The sequence below is a fragment of the Sphingobium sp. B10D7B genome (genome assembly GCF_025961955.1).
Taxonomy (GTDB): Bacteria; Pseudomonadota; Alphaproteobacteria; order Sphingomonadales; family Sphingomonadaceae; genus Sphingobium.
In genome coordinates this window covers 798,838-818,203 of record NZ_JAOQOQ010000001.1, presented here as the reverse complement: position 1 = coordinate 818,203, position 19,366 = coordinate 798,838, and the positions used below count along the sequence as shown (strand labels likewise).

Annotated in this window: 18 protein-coding genes and 1 tRNA gene; 8 read left to right on the top strand and 11 right to left on the bottom strand. The window is 65.3% G+C overall.

Features of this window, described 5'->3' with window-relative positions:
• The first annotated feature begins 2 nt into the window (after positions 1-2).
• Complete coding sequence (locus tag M2331_RS03755; protein ID WP_220128507.1) at positions 3-515, top strand: DUF2231 domain-containing protein; 513 nt, start codon at positions 3-5, stop codon at positions 513-515.
• Here M2331_RS03755 and M2331_RS03750 read toward each other — a convergent pair.
• Entirely contained in the window at positions 485-994 is a 510-nt protein-coding gene (locus M2331_RS03750) for a CopD family protein (protein ID WP_264592280.1), read from the bottom strand. The two genes, M2331_RS03755 and M2331_RS03750, sit on opposite strands and share 31 nt — an antisense overlap.
• The gene (locus M2331_RS03745; protein WP_181561350.1) at positions 979-1,614 is read right to left on the bottom strand and encodes a cytochrome c oxidase assembly protein; all 636 of its coding nucleotides are present in this window, start codon (positions 1,612-1,614) and stop codon (positions 979-981) included. Before M2331_RS03745 ends, M2331_RS03750 begins: the two co-directional genes overlap by 16 nt.
• A 349-nt stretch (positions 1,615-1,963) precedes the next feature.
• Here M2331_RS03745 and M2331_RS03740 point away from each other — a divergent pair.
• Together M2331_RS03740 and M2331_RS03735 are read left to right on the top strand one after the other, a co-directional pair.
• A tRNA-Gly gene (locus M2331_RS03740) sits at positions 1,964-2,037 on the top strand.
• A 180-nt stretch (positions 2,038-2,217) separates the two neighbouring features.
• Complete coding sequence (locus tag M2331_RS03735) at positions 2,218-3,036, top strand: hypothetical protein (protein ID WP_181559036.1); 819 nt, start codon at positions 2,218-2,220, stop codon at positions 3,034-3,036.
• Between the two features lie 45 nt (positions 3,037-3,081).
• Here M2331_RS03735 and M2331_RS03730 read toward each other — a convergent pair whose 3' ends face one another.
• Complete coding sequence (locus M2331_RS03730) at positions 3,082-3,837, bottom strand: competence/damage-inducible protein A (RefSeq protein WP_181559035.1); 756 nt, start codon at positions 3,835-3,837, stop codon at positions 3,082-3,084.
• A 65-nt stretch (positions 3,838-3,902) separates the two neighbouring features.
• The gene (locus M2331_RS03725; RefSeq protein ID WP_181559034.1) at positions 3,903-4,415 is read right to left on the bottom strand and encodes a GFA family protein; all 513 of its coding nucleotides are present in this window, start codon (positions 4,413-4,415) and stop codon (positions 3,903-3,905) included.
• 63 nt (positions 4,416-4,478) lie between these two features.
• Between M2331_RS03725 and map the strand changes: the two genes are divergently transcribed.
• From map to M2331_RS03705, 4 genes are all read left to right on the top strand, one after another.
• Positions 4,479-5,303: a type I methionyl aminopeptidase gene (gene map / locus M2331_RS03720; RefSeq protein ID WP_181559033.1), complete on the top strand. Its 825-nt coding sequence runs from the start codon at positions 4,479-4,481 to the stop codon at positions 5,301-5,303.
• 259 nt (positions 5,304-5,562) lie between these two features.
• Positions 5,563-5,901, top strand: a complete 339-nt coding sequence (locus M2331_RS03715; RefSeq protein WP_181559032.1) for a P-II family nitrogen regulator — start codon at positions 5,563-5,565, stop codon at positions 5,899-5,901.
• A gap of 62 nt (positions 5,902-5,963) precedes the next feature.
• The gene (gene glnA / locus M2331_RS03710; RefSeq protein ID WP_181559031.1) at positions 5,964-7,376 is read left to right on the top strand and encodes a type I glutamate--ammonia ligase; all 1,413 of its coding nucleotides are present in this window, start codon (positions 5,964-5,966) and stop codon (positions 7,374-7,376) included.
• A 176-nt stretch (positions 7,377-7,552) separates the two neighbouring features.
• Positions 7,553-8,926 carry an MATE family efflux transporter gene (locus M2331_RS03705; protein ID WP_181559030.1) on the top strand — a complete coding sequence of 458 codons (1,374 nt, stop codon included), beginning with the start codon at positions 7,553-7,555 and terminating at the stop codon, positions 8,924-8,926.
• Here M2331_RS03705 and M2331_RS03700 read toward each other — a convergent pair.
• From M2331_RS03700 to M2331_RS03685, 4 genes are all read right to left on the bottom strand, one after another.
• Positions 8,920-13,119, bottom strand: a complete 4,200-nt coding sequence (locus M2331_RS03700) for a translocation/assembly module TamB domain-containing protein (RefSeq protein ID WP_181559029.1) — start codon at positions 13,117-13,119, stop codon at positions 8,920-8,922. The two genes, M2331_RS03705 and M2331_RS03700, sit on opposite strands and share 7 nt — an antisense overlap.
• Positions 13,119-15,191 (bottom strand): autotransporter assembly complex protein TamA, encoded by a 2,073-nt coding sequence (locus M2331_RS03695; protein WP_181559028.1) that lies wholly within the window; start codon positions 15,189-15,191, stop codon positions 13,119-13,121. Before M2331_RS03695 ends, M2331_RS03700 begins: the two co-directional genes overlap by 1 nt.
• 138 nt (positions 15,192-15,329) lie before the next feature.
• Complete coding sequence (locus tag M2331_RS03690; protein ID WP_264588477.1) at positions 15,330-15,794, bottom strand: DUF1465 family protein; 465 nt, start codon at positions 15,792-15,794, stop codon at positions 15,330-15,332.
• Between the two features lie 120 nt (positions 15,795-15,914).
• Entirely contained in the window at positions 15,915-16,142 is a 228-nt protein-coding gene (locus M2331_RS03685; RefSeq protein WP_264588476.1) for a YdcH family protein, read from the bottom strand.
• 243 nt (positions 16,143-16,385) lie between these two features.
• Here M2331_RS03685 and M2331_RS03680 point away from each other — a divergent pair, with 243 nt between their 5' ends.
• Positions 16,386-16,547: a YdcH family protein gene (locus tag M2331_RS03680; RefSeq protein WP_181561349.1), complete on the top strand. Its 162-nt coding sequence runs from the start codon at positions 16,386-16,388 to the stop codon at positions 16,545-16,547.
• Positions 16,548-16,711: 164 nt separating this feature from the next.
• Here M2331_RS03680 and sdhA read toward each other — a convergent pair whose 3' ends face one another.
• The 3 genes from sdhA to sdhC are packed head-to-tail and all read right to left on the bottom strand — an operon-like array spanning position 16,712 to position 19,352.
• On the bottom strand, positions 16,712-18,526 hold the full coding sequence (gene sdhA / locus M2331_RS03675) for a succinate dehydrogenase flavoprotein subunit (RefSeq protein WP_181559025.1): 1,815 nt from the start codon (positions 18,524-18,526) through the stop codon (positions 16,712-16,714).
• Between the two features lie 2 nt (positions 18,527-18,528).
• Entirely contained in the window at positions 18,529-18,918 is a 390-nt protein-coding gene (gene sdhD / locus M2331_RS03670; protein WP_181559024.1) for a succinate dehydrogenase, hydrophobic membrane anchor protein, read from the bottom strand.
• Complete coding sequence (gene sdhC / locus M2331_RS03665) at positions 18,918-19,352, bottom strand: succinate dehydrogenase, cytochrome b556 subunit (protein WP_181559023.1); 435 nt, start codon at positions 19,350-19,352, stop codon at positions 18,918-18,920. Before sdhC ends, sdhD begins: the two co-directional genes overlap by 1 nt.
• Between the last annotated feature and the right edge of the window lie 14 nt (positions 19,353-19,366).

Sequence of the window (19,366 nt, the reverse complement as noted above, 5' to 3'; positions counted from 1 at the left end):
CCATGCCCAGCACCGAACAGCGCGAAGATGCGCTGACCGACCCCATCAGCGCGAACCCCTCGTTCGATGACGCGGAATCGAAAATCGCCGTGTCCGGCCACCCCGTTCACGCCATGCTCGTCTCGTTCCCCATCGGCCTCGCGGCCTGCGCGCTGGGCGCCGATCTCTTCTATTGGTGGACCGGAGACGGCTTCTGGGCGCGCGCGGCGCTGTGGAGCACCGGCATGGCCTTTCTGATGGGCCTGCTCGCCGGCCTTTCCGGAACCGTCGAGCTGCTTAGCGTGCCGGGTATTCGCGCTCGTGCGGCAAGCTGGACGCACTTCATCGTCGCGATCACCCTGCTGTCCGTCCTCGGCGCCAATTGGGGCTATCGGCTGTCCGGTTATGAGTCCGCCGTGCTCCCTTATGGCCTGCTGCTCTCCGTGCTGTCGGCCATTTTCGTGGCCTTTGCCGGGTGGCATGGCGGCAAGCTGGTGTTTGACTATCAAATCGGCACCTCGTCGACCGGCAATTGACGGCCGCGCGGCGTCGTCAGCCAGTCCGGCATGGTCAAGTCGATGGAGGGCTTGCTTAGTACGATCGCAAAGATCGCCGCGCACAGAAGGAGGGCGAGCAGCACGAGCGGCAGGATCGGCGAGGGCTGGCGCTGATTGCCATGCTCGCCCATCCGCACGACCAGATTACCAATCCAGGCGTGCAGCCCGACCAGCAGCCCAACGAACAGCAGCTTGGCGAACATCCACGGCACGAACACTTCGCGCAGGAACAGCAGCGCCGTGCCGGCCGAAACCGCGACCACCGCAGCCGGCGTCAGCAAATGCGTATAGCCATAATGGGAGAACCGGCGGATGCGCTGATAAGCCTGCTGGCCCTGCCCGCGCTCATGCTGCGCCAACAGCAGCGGCAAGGCGATCAGGCCGGCGGCCCACAACAGGATCGCGGCGATGTGCAATCCCTTGATGAGCGGAATCCATGCTGTCACGCGGGTGCCCACCGCCAGCCATCGCTCCAGGCGCGCCGCGCGATCAATCCGGCGATCACGGCATAAGGCAGCATCGCCGGCACCCACATGATCAACCCGGCAAGCTGCTGATCGTGCAAGGGATCGATCCCATAGGCCAGGGGCGCGATGCGATGATGGGGATAGAGCACGCCGGGCGCGAAGGTGATCAGGGCGCCCAGCAGGCCCATCTGCCCGACCCCGGCGGCAAGCGTGACCATCGCGGCAGGCCATGCCGCACGCGCCGAAAGTATCGCGCGCCAGAACCAGATGGCGGTGCCGAGCAGGGAAATCTGCATCAGCCAGTACAGGGCATGATGATTGAGCGCTGCCGTGTAGAAAGCGGGGATGTGCCAAAGCCAGAGCGTGCCCGTGGATACAGCGAAGGGCAGCGCCGCGCTGCCGGAGCGCCCGCGCGGCAGAAGAAGCGCAAAGACCGGCGCCGCGCAGACGACCAGCAGAATGTGGTGCACGGTTCTCGCGGAGAACAATGCGCTTGCGAGCGCACAGAGCGGCGACACGAAGGCGACCAGCATGATGCCGCAACCGGCGGCCACGAGACCGGGCTGCTGTCGCCCGACGGTCGCGAGCAGCAGGATCGTCCCGCCCAGCATGGCGGCCAACAACCAGGGATCGAAGTTCCAGCTAAGGAGCAGCAGGCTCGGGTCCGGTGGTGCGCCACAATAAGGGATATTCGTGACGATCCTACTTCCCCCAGATTTCGCATGGCAGCACTTAGTGGCCCGAACAAAGCGTTCGCTTCATGAATCTGAACGTCATCAGCCCATGTGGGTTCCCGTACACGTGTGCTGCGCCCCCGGGCGCGACGCTTCGTCCAGCCCATTGACGGCGAAGAAGCGGAAGTTTAGGCGAAACCTCAGAACAGAGTCGGGATTCCGACCGGCAAAAAGTCGGAACAACTTTCCTAAAATCCCGGATTTCCCTCTGTTACTCAGCACCTTAGCGGGTGTAGCTCAATGGTAGAGCAGCAGCTTCCCAAGCTGACGACGGGGGTTCGATTCCCCTCACCCGCTCCAATTTCCAGAAATTCCTACCAGCATTAAGCCGCCGAACCGGTTGAATTTTCCCGCTCGCACGGTGCATTTGAGGGTGGCCGCTCCACTGCGCTTGATCCACGCAGCGGAGGTCGGCAGATTCAGCGCGTGATGGCCGCTTCCTGACTGATGCGGCCCATTCGTCGGCTCGGGAGACAAAGAATGCGATCAGCGCTGGCAGCCCTCGTCATGATGATCGGCGCGATGTTTCTCTCGAGCGCAGCGACTGCCCAGCCGGCGCAGGCCTCCTCCGGGGGCGAGCCGTCTTCCGCTGCCTGCGTGAAAGACTCGAACGTCGACAGTTGCTGGCAGGCTGGCGTCGCGGCGGAACGGCGGGGCGATGCACGCGCCGCCCTCGCCGCCTATGAAGCATCCTGCGACGCGGGTTTTCAAGTGGGCGGCTGCTATGAGGCCGGGAAGATCTATTTTCTGAACAGCACGCTGCGGGACTATGGCGACGCGAAGGAGAAAATGGCGCGCGTCTGCGATTCATCCGACATCGGGATCGGCCCCTATGCCTGCAAATATCTGGGGATCATCTACCGCAGGGGCCTCGCCGGCCAACCACAGTTGGACAGGGCGTTCAACATCCTGTCCCGCGCCTGCTTCCTACACAATGACAGCCCGTTCATCGACGGAAATGGCTGCGAAATCCTTGCGGACGACATTCCCGACGCTGATGCGATGGGCGTCTCCGACGATTTGTGGGCGCCCGACTATATCGCTTATCTGGCCTTCGCGATGGGCTGCACCGACGACATGCCAGCACTCTGCACCCGCGCGCTGACGATCCATGACCGCGCCGTTGCCACATCGGCCGGCTGGCTCGCGCGCTGCGCCGAGGATACCGGGGCAGTGCAGTTCTCGGGGCGTTGCGGGGATCTCGCGCGCGCCGCTACCATCGACAATTTCGACCAGCGTCAGGCCCTTCGCCAGCGTCTCGTGCGGATGTTCGTTCGCGCGACGGAATATGCGGGATAGAGCACGCCCCCGCATCACCGCCAGGCGCGGGCCGCCCTCTGTGTGTCAGATACCGCCGTCGACCGGCTGAAAACCCGCCGCGACCAGCGCCGCGTTGAGATCGTGCACGCAGGCGTCGAGCCGCGCCTGATCGGTGGCGCGGACTACGAAATTGGCCCCGACCTTGCCTTCGCGGAAGAAGGGATAGCTGCCGATCTGGCACCCCTCGTGCCGCCGCTCGATCTGGGCGAGCTGATCGGCAATTTCGCTTTCGGCGACATTGCAGCCGATCGTCCGCGAGAGCAGCGGCGCGCCGCCCTCCAGCTTGCCGGTCAGTTCCGCGAGCATGCCTGCTGTGATGTGCGGCACACCGGCCATGATGAAGATGTTGCCGACCTGGATACCCGGGGCGCCGGAATAATGATTCGGGATCAGCGCGGCGCCCTCCGGCACGCGCGCCATGCGCAGCCGCGCCTCGTTGATGCCACCGCGCGAGGCGTAATAGGCTTCCAGAATTGCACGCGCTTCGGGATGGACGACCACGGGCACGCCCAAGGCAGCCGCAATGGAATCGACGGTGATATCGTCATGCGTGGGGCCGATGCCGCCGGTGGTGAAGAGATAATCGTTGCGGGCGCGCAGAATATTCACTGCCTCGCCGATCGCCGCCGCATCATCGCCCACCACGCGCACTTCCCGCAGGCGGATGCCCTGCACGTTCAGCCAGGTGCCGATCTGCGCCACATTGCGGTCCTGCGTGCGACCAGAAAGAATCTCGTCGCCGATCACGAGAAGGGCGGCAGTCCAGATGCGTTCGCTCATGGTCCGGCTTTAGACCCGGCGCCGCATCGCGCCAAGCGAGACCGGAAAATTTCTGCCCTGCGCTGTCATCCGCCGCCAGCCGCGCGCTGGACGATGAGCGCCTCAAGGCGCGAGAAACGGTCGGGCGGGAGGAGTTCCGCCGGATTGTAGGTAGCCTCAAAGCACGGGATATCCTCGGGCAGCGCCGTCCATGGCATTTTGCTGGCGGTGAAGATCACTGCGTCCAGCTTCACCCGAGCAGGGTCGTCCAGCGTGCCGACCCGCACCCCCGCGCCGAGCCTGCCCAGCCGGGGATAATAGCTCCAGAGCGCCGTGCCGCATGCAGTGCAACGGCAGATGATGTGGTCGCCGCCACTGCCTGCCTTTACGACATGCTCGCTGAGCCTTCCGCTCAAGAGGTCCACGCATTCCGCTTCCAAGAACATGTTGACGACCGACGTCGACCCCGTCTGCACCTGGCAGCGCCGGCAGTGGCAATTGTTCACGAAGATCGGCGCGCGCGAAACGCGATAGCGCGCCGCGCCGCACGCGCAGCCTCCGCTGAGGTCCCCTCCGGCTATTTCGGCAGCGTCCTGCATTGCGTCCCCCCTTCCCCTGGCAAGCCTATCGCCTTTCCGCACGCCTCCCCCTATATGGAGCGGATGACGACCTATCTCACGCCGACCGCCGAAACCCAGAACGTCCGCACCTCCGCCATCAAGCTGCATGGCCCGGAGGGCTTTGCCGGAATGCGCAAGGCGGGCCGGCTGGCCGCCGAGATTCTCGATGCGATCGTACCACTGGTCGTGCCGGGCGCGAAGACCTCCGACATCGATGATTTCATCCGCCAGATGATGCTGGATGCCGGCGCCGTCCCCGCGACACTGGGCTATCACGGCTATGCCTATAGCTGCTGCATCAGCCTCAACAATGTGATCTGCCACGGGATGCCGGGCGACAAGCCGCTCAAGGACGGCGACATCGTCAACATCGACGTCACCCCGCTGGTCGAGGGCTGGCATGGCGACACCAGCCGCATGTACCTGGTCGGCGATGTACCGGTGAAGGCGCGGCGCCTGGTCGACGTGACCTATGACTGCCTGATGCTGGGCATCGAGCAGGCCAAGCCGGGCAATCATCTCGGCGACATCGGCCATGCGATCCAGAGCTATGCCGAGCGGCATCGCTATGGCGTGGTGCGGGATTTCTGCGGCCACGGCCTCGGCCGGGTGTTCCATGACGCGCCCGAGGTGATCCATGTCGGACGGCCCGGCACCGGCCCCGAATTGCGGCCGGGCATGATCTTCACCATCGAGCCGATGATCAATGCCGGCAAGCCGACCGTGAAGATGCTCGAGGATGGCTGGACGGCGGTCACGCGCGACCGATCGCTCTCGGCGCAGTTCGAGCATTCGATCGGCATTACCGAGGATGGCTGCGAGATTTTCACGCTCAGCCCCAAGGGTTTGCACCGCCCGCCTTATTGACGCTGGCCGCTATCCGGAGCTCGTGTTTCGACAGGCGCAGATCGGTGCCTATTATTTGGGCAACTGCTGTCCAAAATGCCCGAAATCCGGGCAATATCGACAAGTCACCGCAAAGTGTCCAATGCTTCGCTGGTGATTCGCGAACGGGCGCTGTAGCGTCCGATTTCCTGCGCGGTCGCGCATGTCGCCTGGGTCGAAATCGTCCGGGCAGCATGTCGCGGTCCGCAATCAAACCGCGAAACAAAGGGGTGCGTTTGACATGAAGAAGGTGGAAGCAATCATCAAGCCGTTCAAGCTGGATGATGTGAAGGAAGCGCTGCACGAAGTCGGCGTATCCGGAATCACCGTCACGGAGGCGAAGGGCTTCGGGCGACAGAAGGGTCACACCGAGCTTTATCGCGGCGCCGAATATGTCGTGGACTTCCTGCCGAAGGTGAAGCTCGAAGTGGTGGTGGCGGACGAGATCGTCGATCGCGTGGTCGATGCCATCTCCAGCGCCGCACAGACGGGCCGCATCGGCGACGGCAAGATCTTCGTCATCCCCGTCGAAAAGGCCGTGCGCATCCGCACCGGCGAGCTCGACGAAGCTGCCATCTGACCGTTTCCGTTCGCTGACCGAAGACCCGCAACAACTCAGACCAAAGAGAAGGTAACATCCTCATGGCCAATACGCCCAAAGACATCCTCAAGATGATCGAGGAAAAGGAGATCGAATGGGTCGATCTGCGCTTTACCGATCCCAAGGGCAAGTGGCAGCACCTGACCATGTGCGCCGGTGTGCTGGGCGAGGACGAGCTTGAGGAAGGCCTCATGTTCGACGGCAGCTCCATCGAGGGCTGGAAGGCGATCAACGAGTCCGACATGATCCTGAAGCCCGATCTGGACGCGGTCTATGTCGATCCGTTCAGCGCGACGCCGATGATGATCCTGTTCTGCAACATCGTCGAGCCTTCGAGCGGCGAACTCTACGGTCGCGATCCGCGCTCGACCGCCGTGCGCGCCGAGGCCTATGTAAAGGCCGCCGGTTTCGGCGACACTGTGTATGTCGGCCCGGAAGCCGAGTTCTTCATGTTCGACGACGTCCGCTTCAACACGGACTACAACGAGTCCTTCTACAAGATCGACGACATCGAGCTGCCGACCAACACCGGCCGCGAATATGAGGCCGGCAACCTCGGCCACCGTCCGCGCGCTAAGGGCGGCTACTTCCCCGTCGCGCCGGTCGATCCCTGCACGGACATCCGCGCCGAGATGGTCACGACCATGCTCGAAATGGGCCTCCCCTGCGACAAGCACCACCATGAGGTGGCCGCTGCGCAGCACGAGCTGGGCCTCACCTTCGGCACGCTCGTCACCACCGCTGACCGCATGCAGATCTACAAGTATGTCGTGATGATGGTCGCCCAGGCCTATGGCAAGAGCGCCACGTTCATGCCCAAGCCGATCGCGCAGGACAACGGCTCCGGCATGCACACCCACATCTCGATCTGGGACAAGGGCAATCCGCTGTTCGCCGGCAACGGCTATGCGGGCCTGTCCGACATGTGCCTGTACTTCATCGGTGGCGTCATCAAGCACGCCAAGGCCCTCAACGCCTTCACCAACCCGACGACCAACAGCTACAAGCGTCTGGTCCCCGGTTTCGAGGCGCCCGTGCTGCTGGCCTATTCGGCCCGCAACCGCTCGGCTTCCTGCCGTATTCCTTACGGTTCGGGTGCCAAGGCGAAGCGCGTCGAGTTCCGCTTCCCCGATGCGATGGCCAACCCCTATCTGTGCTACGCCGCGCTGCTGATGGCCGGCCTCGACGGCATCGAGAACAAGATCCACCCCGGCGAGGCGATGGACAAGAACCTCTACGACCTGCCGCCCGAGGAGCTGAGCCAGGTTCCGACGGTTTGCGCCTCGCTGCGTGAAGCGCTGAACAGCCTGGAAGCCGACCACGACTTCCTGCTCAAGGGCGACGTGTTCTCCAAGGACCAGATCGACGCCTATATCGAGCTGAAGTGGCCGGAAGTGTACCGCTGGGAAATGGCGCCCAGCCCGGTCGAGTTCGACATGTACTACAGCTCCTGATCCCCAGGATTAAGCGAAACGGAAGGCCCGGGATCGAAAGATCCCGGGCCTTTTGTTGTGGGTGAATGCCGATGACCCACGCCGACTTCACGCATAGGGCGCGCGAATCATCGTCGCTTGTCATCCGCAGGGCCGCTCTCTACCCCTGAGCGAAGCTGGGGGAGGATCGCGCGACAATGAGCGGCAGAAGCGTCTCGATGACGGAAGGGCGGCTGCTCACGGTGCTGCTGCGCGTAGCCTGGCCGATCACCGTCACCAATCTCGCGCAGGCCAGCTGCGATATTGTCAATGCCTTCTGGGTTGGTCGGCTCGGCGAGGCCGCAATTGCATCGGTGACCGCCAGCGGCCCGCTGTTCTTCGTGCTGATCGGCCTGGGCTCAGGCCTATCGACCGCCGGCGCCGTGCTGATCGCGCAGAATATGGGTGCGCGGCGCATAGAGGCGCTCGATCATGTCGCGGCGCAGACCCTGCTGATGGTCGGCATCGTCGCGCTGGCCTTCACCCTCGCGGGCGCCTTGTCGGCGTCGGCCGTGCTCACCCTGATCGGTGTGGAACCGGCGATCCATGCGCGGGCAACCGATTATCTGCACGTCCGCTTCATCGGCATGGTGCCGATGTTTGGCTTCATGGCCATGCAGGCGATGTTGCAGGCCGCCGGCGAGGTGCGCTTTGCCATGCGCGTGCAGATCGGCAGCGTCATCGCCAATGCACTGATCGATCCGCTGCTGATCTTCGGCATCGGGCCGTTTCCCGCCCTGGGCATTGCCGGGGCTGCGCTGGCGACGGTGATCGTACAGATCGGCGCGCTGCTGGTGCTGCTCCATCACATGCTCTCAGGGCGATCCGTCCTGCATGTGCGGGCCCGGCATTTTCGGCCGGACTGGTCGCATATCCGCCTGGCGCTGGGGCTCGGCCTGCCGGCCTCCATCGAGCAGGCGATCCGCACCTTCAGCTCGGTGCTGCTCATGGCCCTGGCCGCCAGCTTCGGCACGCTCGGCCTCGCCGCTTATGGCGTGGGGACGCGGCCGCTATTCTTCTGGTTCACGCCGATGCTCGGCCTCTCCATCGCGACCGCCGCCGTGGTCGGCCAGAATATCGGCGCCGGCCTCACCGAGCGCGCGGAGCAGGCTGCGCGCCTCTCGGCCTGGCTCGGCTTTTGCGGGATGACGCTGATCGGCCTCATGAACCTGCCGTTCGTGCCCGCGATCATGGCGACACTGGCGCCGGGCGAACCGGATGTGATCGCCCTCGCCTCGACCTTCGCCTATGTCTACTTCCCCTTTCTGGGCGTACTCACCGTGCCGCAAGCGTTGCTCGGGGCATTCCGGGGCGCGGGCAGCCCGAGCCACTCCATGATCATCTCGATCATTATGCAATGGGGGTTCCAGATGCCGGCCGCCTATCTGATCGCCTATGCCACCCCCTGGGGCGTCGCAGGCATCTGGTGGAGCTACCCGATTGCCAATGTCGCGGCGGCCTTGCTCTGCCTCTACTGGTTCCGCCACGGAAGCTGGCGCCGGCGACTGACCACACCCGTTCCGGCTCAATAATCCTTGGAAATTCGCGCCGCCGCGCTCTGCCGGCCGATGGTCGACACGGTAGAGATCAAGGCCAGCCAGCGGGTGATCTGATATTCGATGCTGGTGGCGCTATAGCCCTGCCCATCCGTAATCAGCTCGACATAGAGATGATCGCCGATGTTCTTGCCGGCGGCGATGGACGTTTGCCGCCCCGTCGTGGTGTCGGCCGCCAGCACACGCAGCCGCGAGAGACCGGTCGCGCGGCGGACGGCGTTGATCGGGTCGAGACCGCCACCCCCGCCCTGGAATGCCGCCACGGCCGAGGCGAGTTGCAACGCCTCAGGCGCCGAGAGATTGGCGATGGAGGTGCCGAACAGCAGGCGGGAGAGCAGTTCATCCTGCGCCATCGCCGGAATGCTGGAGAAGGCGATGATCGGCCGCATGCTGGTGCCAGTGACGTTGATCGTCGCGCTCAGATCCTGCACGTCCGCAACCGCGCGGATATCGAGGCGCGGATTGACCGGCGTGCTGCCGGTAAAGGTCAGGCGGCCCTCCTGCAGGTCGAACCGGCGCCCCGCGAAATCATAGGTGCCGCGCGTCAGCGTCGCCACGCCGGAAAAGGCCGGCGCGGTCGCCAGCCCGCCGATCTTGAGATCGGCCGACCATTCGCTCTGCATCCCTAGCCCCTCAACGATGAGCCCGCGCGGCGCCTTGGCGGTAATGTCGAGCCGCCAGGGCGCATCCGCCCGCGCCCGCTCCACCTGATCGCCCGAGCGGTTGATCTCCACCAGACGCAGACGCGGGATTTCCGTCGACGAACTGGCGCGCCCGAGCGTGAAGCGGCTGGAGACAGCCTCCAGATTGCCCGAGATCGTGCCCCCGCTGCCGGAGGAGACGATGCGTACGGGGCCGGTCACTGTCGCGCCGACATCGTCGCGGTCCATCAGCACTGCGCGATCTGCCTGCAGCGCGATATCCATGCCGATGCCGCGCTCGGCGGAGAGATCGAACACGGCCGTGCCGGTGACCTTGCCGCTGCCGGCCCGGCCCTGGAGGTCGGGGATCGACAGTTGCGATCCGTTGAACCGGCCACTTGCCTGCACATCGCGGATCACCATGCCGGTCACCGGGCTGGTAATGCGGCCATTGCGGGTAGAGAGCGTCCCCTCGATCCGAGGATCGGACAAGGTGCCGCCGGCGCTGGCGGAGAGGCGAAGATCGCCACCCAGCGAAACGATCTCGACATTGGTGAGCCGCCAGAGCGTGTCGGCATCGCCGGCATAGCGGAACTGGGCTTGCAAGGGCGAGCGGAACAGCCGCTGGCTCAGCGACCCGCTGCCGAGCGGCGTCACCAGCGCCTGCGCGCGGCCGACCACCTTGCCGCCACGCGCCACCACGGCGCGGGCTGCCAGCCGGCGCGTATCCAGCTCGGCATTAAGGCCCATATCGATCGGCGCTGAGCTGAGCGCCAGGCCAGAGCGAGTGAGGCCCTTGACGCGCAGGTTGAGCTTGCCGGTCGGCGGCCCGTCGACCGGCGCGACATAATGCGCCGTGCCGTCCATGGTGCCGCCCAATCCCAGATCGTCATTGGCGAGATCGAGCAGCAGCAGCGGCACGGCCTGCATTGTGGCGTCCAACTCCGTGCGCGTTCCGCCGATAAAGCCGGACAGGCGCAGGGCGCCGCGCTGCATCCGCAGGGTCGCTGGCGCCAGACGCCAGCCATCCCCTTCCCGGCTGAGCACCGCCGTTCGGTCGAGCCGGATCGCCGACTCATCCAGCGAGCCATCCAGATCGATGCTGATCCGGTTCGGCGCGATGCCGGCCCGCGCCTGCAGATCGAAGCTGCGCCCCGTCCGCGCGTTCATGGAGACGGTGGCCGTTCCTTCGCCATTGACCAGCTTGAGCGCGCCGGCGAACCGCCCGATCCGCACGCCACCAACGCGCACGCCGCGACCCTGCGCATTGGCGTTGATCGTCACCGCGCCAGGACGGAGCAGCGCTTCGCCCTCCAGCGAGCCACGATTGATGACGATGCCCGGCGAGCCTGTGAAATTGGCGCCGCTCAGGTCGACATCGAAGCCGATGCGCTGCACGCCATCGACCATCCCCAGCGTCACCGCGCCCTCGGCGGGACCGGAGAGCGACAGGGCGCCCTGCAAGCCGCCATCGACCGGCACCAGATCGCCGCGCACCGTGACGCCGCTAACCCCCAGATCCGCCACCGAGATGGTCGCGGCGCCACCGCGCGGCAGCAGGATGGCGCCGGTCGCGGCGAAGGTGCCGAACATCGAGCCGCCCTCGACCGTCACGGCATAGCCCTGATCGTCAGGGGTCAGCAGCGCGTGGACATTGGCGAGGCCGACTGCCGGCAGCGGGCGCGCAAGGGTGATGTCAACCCGGGGGCGATCCGGCTTGCCGGCAAGCGCCAGTTGCAGAGGACCATAATCGCGATGCTCGCCCTGCCCGCGAAGATCGAGTTGACCAGCGCCGTCGATCCGCCCTTGGCCGGAAAGGGTGAGCGCGGGCGCCACCAGCCGCAGATCGCGCAACGCGATGCCGCCGCCCGACGCCAGCCCGACTTGGCTGGTGATGACCGGCAACCCGTCCCCAAGGCCACGCAGGAAGCCATTGTCGAGCCGCCGCATCGTCGCGCGGGCAGTGCCGGAAAAGCTGCTCTGCCCTTGCGGCGGTCGGGCCAGCCGCAGCACGGCATCGAGATCGAGCCGACCCAGGCCGGCAATCTCCAGTCCATTCAGGCCGCCACGAAAACTCGCGAGATAGCTCCCAGAGCCGAGATTGCCTTGCCCCTCGATCTGCCCGCGAAAACCGCTCGCCCGCACGTCCGAGGGATCCATGCGCAGATCATCGCCATTCTTCAGCAGCACGCTCTGAACAACGAGATTGCGCAGCCGCTCGTCCACAGCGCGCTGGCCGACAGTGAGTGCCTGCGCCGTCAGCCGGATGGGGAAGCGTCCGCGCGGGCCGTTCAGCCGGCCCTCGCCTTCCAGACGGATGTTACGAAGCGCCAACCCGCCCTGCCGCAGCTCGGCAGAGGTCAGCAGATACCCCACCTCCATGGCATCGAATGCACCGGACAGCCGGGCGCGCAGATTGACGGACTGGCCCGCAACGCCCTTCGCCAATTGGCCGGGCTGCGCGACGACCGCCGAAACGCGCAGCTCATCGAACCGATTGCGGCCGAAATCCACGCCGCCATTGGCGGTCAGCTTGGCCGCCGGCATCGCCAGCGAGGCGCTGCCCGAGAGCAGCCGGTTGTCGAACCGCAGGTCCGTCTCGATCTGCGCCTGCTGGCTCCCCAGCACGGTCAGCGGTTCGAGCGGGCCGAGCAAGGCCAACGGGCCCTTCGCCTGATAGCGGCCCTCAACTGCGGTCAGTGCGACGTTCGCGGTGAGGCGGTTGGCGGTCAGCGCCGTCAGCCGGCCCTTCCAGCGGCGCCAGTCGCCATCGCCATGGATGCGAAGCGAAACCGGTTGCTGGGCATCCAGCGTACTCGCGATCACGCCGCCCTGTGGCCCGACGACAATCGCATCGAGATCGAACCGACGATCGTCCGGGCGACTGTCCAGCGCCACACGCAGCACATCGCCCGTGCGCGGTGCGGTCGCCAGCAGGTCGATGACCGCGCGACCGGAGCGCACGTCGGCATTGCCGATGGCGCGGACGACGTGCGCCTCACCCAGCACCGCCGGGCCGATGCCCAGCCTGTCCACCCGCAGGTCCGCCAGCCGAATGTCGAACCCCGGCAGCAGCGGCTGCTTGGGCGAGGTCGAGGGCTTGAGCGCGGGCCGGCGGGAAAGGTCGGCCGAATGGATATGCAGCCGATCAAGATCGAGCCGGTTGGAGAGCCAGCCGAGCGGATACCAGCTCACATCGGCGCGATCGACCCTGGCGAACTGCCCTTGCGTATCGAAAAAGCGCACATCGCGCAGCACCATGTCGTTGAAGACGCGCCCCTCAATGGCGCCCACGGTGATGCGCAGGCCGGAGGTCGCCTCCCACTGCGCGATCTTGCGGATGATGAAGCGATGGCCGCCTTCGCTATCCAGCCAGCGCACCCCACCCCAGAGCGCCACCACCAGCGCCACGATGAGCAGGATGACCGAGAGGCTGAACCCCGAGCGCAGCAGCGAACGCTTGCGGCGGGGCGGCGGCGGCGCCTGCTCCGAGGCACCCTCCGGCACGGGCTCGTCTTGCGCGGCCATCAGAAGGCCTGCCCCAGCGACACATAGACGCCGATGCGCGAGTCTCCCGGTTGCGGATTGAGCGGGGTGCCGACATCGATCCGGATCGGCCCGAAGTTGCTGTAATAGCGAAAGCCAAGGCCCGCGCCGACACGCATCTCGCGGATCGTCGGCAGGGGATCGGGCGAAATCGTGCCGGCATCGATGAACGGCACGATGCCGAACTGGTTGAGGCTACCGAAGCGATAGCGCGCTTCCAGCGAGATTTCGCCGAGGCTACGTCCGCCCACCGGATCGTTATTGAGATCGCGCGGGCCGATGGCCTGATAGGCATAGCCGCGCACCGAGGCGCCGCCGCCGGCGTAGAAGCGCCGCGTCGGCGCAATGCGGTCGGCCGACGCGCCGACGATGGTGCCCAGACGCGCGCGCCCGGCGATGGTCAGTCGCTCGCCGACCGGAATATAGGTGCTGCCATCAATCTGCGCGCGGACATAGCCGAAGGCGCCATCCTGCAGGGACAGTTCGGGAGACAGGCGCCCGCCGAGGCGGAAGCCCTTGCGCGGATCGAGCAGATCGTCGCTGCCGTCATGGGTCAGGCTCGTCGGCAGGGCGAGAATGAGATAGCGGCGCCGCACCGGATCGGGCGAGCCCTCATAAAGGCGCCGCTCGTCGCTGACACGCAACTCAAGGCCGGCGGACCAGGTCCATTCCTTCTGGAATATCAGGTTGGTGTGCTTTTCCAGGCTCGCGGCGATGCCTGCGGTCAGCGCGTCATAAGCCGGCTGATCGACATTGGCGATGCTGAGCTCGCCATTGAGAGCCTGATCGCGCTGCCAGAGATTGTTGCGCCGGAAGATCGCGGACGCGCTCTGTTCCTGCGTACCGATCACGCCGCGCAGCGTCACCGCCCCTTCCGGCGGCACCAGATTTCGGTGCTGCCAGCGCACTTCCACGCGCGCGCCTTCGCCGGTGCCATAACCGATTTCCCCGGCGATCGTCCGTGGCGGCGCGCGGGTCATGTTCACGACGATGTCCACCGCCTCGCGGTCAGGCCGCGCTTCGGGCGTGATGGTGAGCTGGGAGACCAACCCGGTCGCGACAATGGCCCGGTTGAGATCGGTAAGCTCGCTTTGCTTGAACGGGTCGCCCGGAGAAAAGCGGCTGATGACGGCCACGTGCCGCGCATCGAACGGCGCGCCCTCATTCACACGGATTGAGCCGAAGCGAAGAAAGTCACCGGTATCGGCATTGAGGCTAAGCAGGGCCTGGCGCTGCTGGTGGTCGACCGTGAGCACCGGCTCGCGCACCTGCGCAAATGGATAGCCGCCCTCTTCGAGGCTGACGCGCAGCGCGCTCGTCGCGGCCAATATGGTGTCGGTGTCGGCCGGGTCTCCCACCTTCACGGGGAAAAGCGAGCGCAACGGCTTGCCGTCCGCCATCGTCCCGTCCAGCCCGAACACCTCCACCGCGCTCAGGGCGAAGCGCTGGCCGGGGACGGCCCGTAGCGCGACGCGGACATAGGGGTCACTTGCTCCACTGACGCCAAAGCGCGCACGGCTCCGGCCCTCATAATAGCCCCGGGTGCGCAGCAGATCTTCGAGCAGTTCCTCATCGGTCTGCGCCCGACGCCGGATCTGCGCGATGCTGGCACGGTCGCCTTCCCCCGTCCGCAGCGCCGATAGTGCATCGAACCGGCTGTAGAACATGGGATCGGCAGCATCATCCAGCCCTTCAAGATTGAGCTGATAACGCAGCGGCTGGGTGGGGTCGAGCGCAGCAAGGGCTGCCGCTTCGCCCGCCGTGCCGCCTAGGGGGTCCGGCTCAGTGCCGGCGGGAGCTTCAGTTGCAGGCGTTGCTGTCCCCTGCCCGCCAGCTAGCGCGGGCTCGGCCTCTCCTCCGGCGTCACTGCCCTCCACTGCCAGAGTTTCCCCCGACTGATCAAGGTCCGGCCAGTCGAGGCCGATGTCGGGCATGTCACCGAGATCGAGCGCGTCCTGCGCGGCGTCGGGCGATGGGGTGGCTTGACCGGGCGACGTTTGCGCCAGCGCGCGGTCGCACGTCAGCGCGCCCTGCGCCGCCAGCAGGATCGCCATGAAAGTCCCACCTGCACGGGAACACCTGCCCAAACGCGATCGCCGCAGCATCAGGCCTGTCTATGAGCTTGTCGCAGGACTGCAAGCAGCATTCGCGCGTGACGCACCGTTTTGCGGCGGGCTGTCCGGCCGGATGGCTCAGAAGGCCCGTTCAAGCCGCGTCAGCAGAACATGCGCCGGATTGATCGGCATCGCCGACAAGCGGGACCTGCGGGCCAGGAACTGGCGCTCGAGGCGCGCCACTCGCGCGTACAGCTCCTCAGAGCTGGCGATGAGCGCGCGCATCTCTGCGTTGAACTGGCAGGACACGTCGAGCGGCGTGAGGGCGGCCGGGCCAAGCCGATAGCGCTCCTCCTCCCGCACAGATTCGCGCATCTCGCCGTTGAAAATCGCGCGCTGCGTGAGCAGCCACGCGATGACGTGCATCAGTCGCGTCGTCACCTTTATCGATTCGCAGGAGAAATCGACCCACCCGATGCGACCCAGCGACTGACGATGCTCCTCGGCGCGATCATCGAAATAGGAGCGCGCCTCATCAGCCAGCACCATGGCATCGACATACAGGGCGTCGACAAGCTGACGGTCAAGCACGTGCGGGGGCATCGAGTCGTTCATGAGCCTGTGCTGCCACAAGCCGGGCGGAACGTCAGGTCGATTAACCTTCAATATACCATCTGGATGGGTGTTCCCGTCGATCCGGCGGCCGCTTATACCCGTGGGCGGTCAGGCGATAATGTCGGGAATCAGGCTGTTTTCCAGCATGGTGATCTCGTCGCGCAGGCGAAGCTTGCGCTTCTTGAGGCGGGCGAGCTGAAGCTGGTCGGGCAAGGAAAGCTGGCCCAAAGCCGCAATCGCGCAGTCGAGATCGCGATGCTCGACACGCAAGGCTTCCAGCCGCTGCTCGATTTCCTCGATCGATAACACCGATTCGCCCCCAGTTCTGAACGGCACGCCTACATGGCAGGGCACCCTTGGCGCGGCAATGCGCAACTGCGCAACAAAAGAAGGTGGTTAGCGACTTTTCTTTCGCGCGCCCGCAAGCTTCTGTCTGCCCGCAGAAAGAATGTTTAACGAAAGAACGTGACACCGCATGACGGGTCTCGATTTATCGCAGCTTCGCGCAATTGCCAGAGACAGCGGGCGCGATTGGTGATCTACTGAACCTCCATTGAAGCAATGGCCAAGGAGGACATGATGGACACAAGCCACGTTTCCGCACTGCACGCCAAGCATGCCGGGCTGGAGGCCCGGATCAAGGACGAGATTACCCGTCCTGCGCCGGACAGTTACCGGCTCGCCACCCTCAAGAAAGAGAAGTTGCGCATCAAGCAGGCACTCGCTTCCGCAGCGACCTGAGCGCCAGGGCTATGACAGCCAGGTAGGGGCGCTGGTCGCCCCTGCTCTGGCCAGCCCGGCTATCGTCAGACGACTGACGATCCCCCAACGACCAAGCTGAAAACGCCTGCCGGAGCCACATCGTGCGGGACGCTCTGTTGGCACGCCATCGCGATGGAGCCCGATCAGTAAACGCGCTTCTTCGGCGCGATATAGTCGATGTCGTCGGTCAGCGTGTAGTCATGCACCGGACGGCTATCGAGCTTCACGCTGCCGCCCTTGCCACCCCAGCCGTCGAACCAGCCAAGGGTGTGCTTCATCCAGTTGGCATCGTCGCGATCGGCATAATCCTCGCGTGCATGGGCGCCACGGCTTTCCTTGCGCGCAATCGCGCCGTGGATGGTGACGCTGGCTTGCGAAATGAGGTTGTCCAGCTCCAGCGTCTCGACGAGATCGCTGTTCCAGATGAGCGAGCGATCGGTGACCCCGATGTCCGTCATGCCCTCGTAGATTTTGCCGAGCTTTTCGACACCTTCCGCCATCAGCTCCTCGGTGCGGAACACGGCGGCGTGAGCCTGCATCGTGCGCTGCATGTCGAGGCGGATCTGCGCCGTGGGCGTGCCGCCCTTGGCATTGCGGAAGTGATCGAGACGACCCAGCGCCAGCTCGTCACCGCTCTTCGGCAGCGGCTTGTGCGGCGTATCGGGCTTCACGATCTCGGCAATACGCTTGCCGGTCGCCCGGCCGAACACCACGAGGTCGATCAGGCTGTTTGAGCCCAGGCGATTGGCGCCGTGTACCGAGACGCAGGCAGCCTCACCGACCGCGAACAGGCCCGGCACGACATGATCGGGATTGTCGCCCTTCCGGGTGACAACCTCGCCATGATAATTGGTCGGAATGCCGCCCATATTATAATGGACGGTCGGCACCACCGGCAGCGGCTGGCGGGTCAGGTCCACGCCCGCGAAGATCTTGCCGCTCTCGGTAATGCCCGGCAGGCGCTCGGCCAGCACCTTGGGATCGATATGATCGAGGTGCAGGTGGATGTGATCCTTGTTCGCGCCGACGCCCCGACCCTCACGGATTTCCATCGCCATGGACCGCGACACGACGTCGCGCGAGGCGAGATCCTTGGCGGACGGGGCATAGCGCTCCATGAAGCGCTCGCCTTCCGAGTTGGTGAGATAGCCGCCTTCGCCGCGTGCGCCCTCGGTGATGAGCACGCCTGCACCGTAGATGCCGGTCGGGTGGAACTGGACGAACTCCAGATCCTGCAGCGGCAGGCCGGCGCGCAGCACCATGGCACCGCCGTCACCCGTGCAGGTGTGGGCGCTGGTGGCCGAGAAATAGGCCCGGCCGTAGCCGCCCGTAGCGAGCACGACGCAATGGGCGCGGAAGCGATGGATCGTCCCATCATCCATGCAGAGGGCGATGACGCCACGGCAGACAGGGCCGTCCGGCGTGTCCTCCATGATCAGGTCGAGCGCGAAATATTCAATGAAGAAGTCCGCGTCATACTTCAGGCTCTGCTGGTAGAGCGCGTGCAGCATGGCGTGGCCGGTGCGATCCGCCGCCGCGCAGGTGCGCTGGGCCGGCGGGCCTTCGCCCATATTCTGCATCATGCCGCCGAACGGGCGCTGGTAGATCTTGCCTTCCTGCGTGCGGCTGAACGGCACGCCGGCATGTTCCAGCTCGTAGACCGCCGCCGGCGCCTCACGCACCATATATTCGATCGCGTCCTGGTCGCCGAGCCAGTCCGAGCCCTTGACCGTGTCGTACATGTGCCAGGTCCAGTGATCCGGCCCCATATTGCCGAGGCTCGCCGCGATGCCGCCCTGGGCCGCGACCGTGTGGCTGCGGGTCGGGAACACCTTGGTGATGCAGGCCGTCTTGAGGCCGCTCTCGGCAATGCCCATGGTGGCGCGCAGGCCCGAGCCGCCGGCGCCGACGACGACGGCGTCATAGGTGTGATCGATGATCTTGTAGGCTTGCGTCATGATTAGAGCGCCCCTCCGGCCAAGGCGATTTTCGCGACAGAGAACAGGCTGACCGCGGCGCAGCCGATGACGAAGAAATGCAGCAGGATGAGCGTGGCAAACTTCAGCCCCTCATCATGCACATAATCCTCGATAAGCACCTGAAGACCGAGGCGGATGTGATAGAAAACGCTGACAATCATCAGCATCATCGGCACCGCGACGATGGGCTGGGTCAGCCAACCGGTGATGGCCGCATGGTCATGCGCCGGCAGCAGCGCCAGGCTGGCCAGCAGCCAGCTCACCAGCAGCAGATTGCCGATCGCCGTGAAGCGCTGGGCGATCCAGTGATGCGTGCCGCTCCGTGCCGAGCCGAGGCCACGCACGCGGCCCAGTCTGGTTCCGCTGCCCATCAGAATGCCCTCCCCACGAAGATCCACGCCCAGAAGGCTACAGTCGCCAGCGCCGAGGCGGCGAGAATGACCTTCGACCACCGCTTGTTCGCCGTCAGCTCAAAGCCCGCGCCCATGTCCATCACCAGATGGCGCAGGCCCGAGAGCATGTGCTGGAAGAACGCCCAGGTCAGGCCGATCAGCACGATGCGCGCGATCACATTGGCGATCAGGCCAGCCAGATCACCGGCGTCCGCTTGCCAGACATAATATTGGAAGTTCGCATAGGCCGCCGATCCGCTCGCCGCTGCATACAGCCACCAAGTCAGGCCGAGGCCGCCCAGAATCGCCATGCCATCCCCCGTCACGCGGTGGAGGATGGAAAGAAGCATATGCGGGCCCCACTTCCAGATGGTGAGGTGCGGGGAAAGCGGCCTTCGCCCGGATTGCGCCATGATCGAGCAGTCCT

Coding starts and splice junctions, on each gene's coding strand:
- M2331_RS03755 (WP_220128507.1), top strand. CDS start 3: ATGCCCAGCACCGAACAGCGCGAAGATGCGCTGACCGACCCCATCAGC.
- M2331_RS03745 (WP_181561350.1), bottom strand. CDS start 1,614: ATGCTGGGCGGGACGATCCTGCTGCTCGCGACCGTCGGGCGACAGCAG.
- M2331_RS03735 (WP_181559036.1), top strand. CDS start 2,218: ATGCGATCAGCGCTGGCAGCCCTCGTCATGATGATCGGCGCGATGTTT.
- M2331_RS03730 (WP_181559035.1), bottom strand. CDS start 3,837: ATGAGCGAACGCATCTGGACTGCCGCCCTTCTCGTGATCGGCGACGAG.
- M2331_RS03725 (WP_181559034.1), bottom strand. CDS start 4,415: ATGCAGGACGCTGCCGAAATAGCCGGAGGGGACCTCAGCGGAGGCTGC.
- map (WP_181559033.1), top strand. CDS start 4,479: ATGACGACCTATCTCACGCCGACCGCCGAAACCCAGAACGTCCGCACC.
- M2331_RS03715 (WP_181559032.1), top strand. CDS start 5,563: ATGAAGAAGGTGGAAGCAATCATCAAGCCGTTCAAGCTGGATGATGTG.
- glnA (WP_181559031.1), top strand. CDS start 5,964: ATGGCCAATACGCCCAAAGACATCCTCAAGATGATCGAGGAAAAGGAG.
- M2331_RS03705 (WP_181559030.1), top strand. CDS start 7,553: ATGAGCGGCAGAAGCGTCTCGATGACGGAAGGGCGGCTGCTCACGGTG.
- M2331_RS03700 (WP_181559029.1), bottom strand. CDS start 13,119: ATGGCCGCGCAAGACGAGCCCGTGCCGGAGGGTGCCTCGGAGCAGGCG.
- M2331_RS03695 (WP_181559028.1), bottom strand. CDS start 15,191: ATGGCGATCCTGCTGGCGGCGCAGGGCGCGCTGACGTGCGACCGCGCG.
- M2331_RS03690 (WP_264588477.1), bottom strand. CDS start 15,794: ATGCCCCCGCACGTGCTTGACCGTCAGCTTGTCGACGCCCTGTATGTC.
- M2331_RS03680 (WP_181561349.1), top strand. CDS start 16,386: ATGGACACAAGCCACGTTTCCGCACTGCACGCCAAGCATGCCGGGCTG.
- sdhA (WP_181559025.1), bottom strand. CDS start 18,526: ATGACGCAAGCCTACAAGATCATCGATCACACCTATGACGCCGTCGTC.
- sdhD (WP_181559024.1), bottom strand. CDS start 18,918: ATGGGCAGCGGAACCAGACTGGGCCGCGTGCGTGGCCTCGGCTCGGCA.
- sdhC (WP_181559023.1), bottom strand. CDS start 19,352: ATGGCGCAATCCGGGCGAAGGCCGCTTTCCCCGCACCTCACCATCTGG.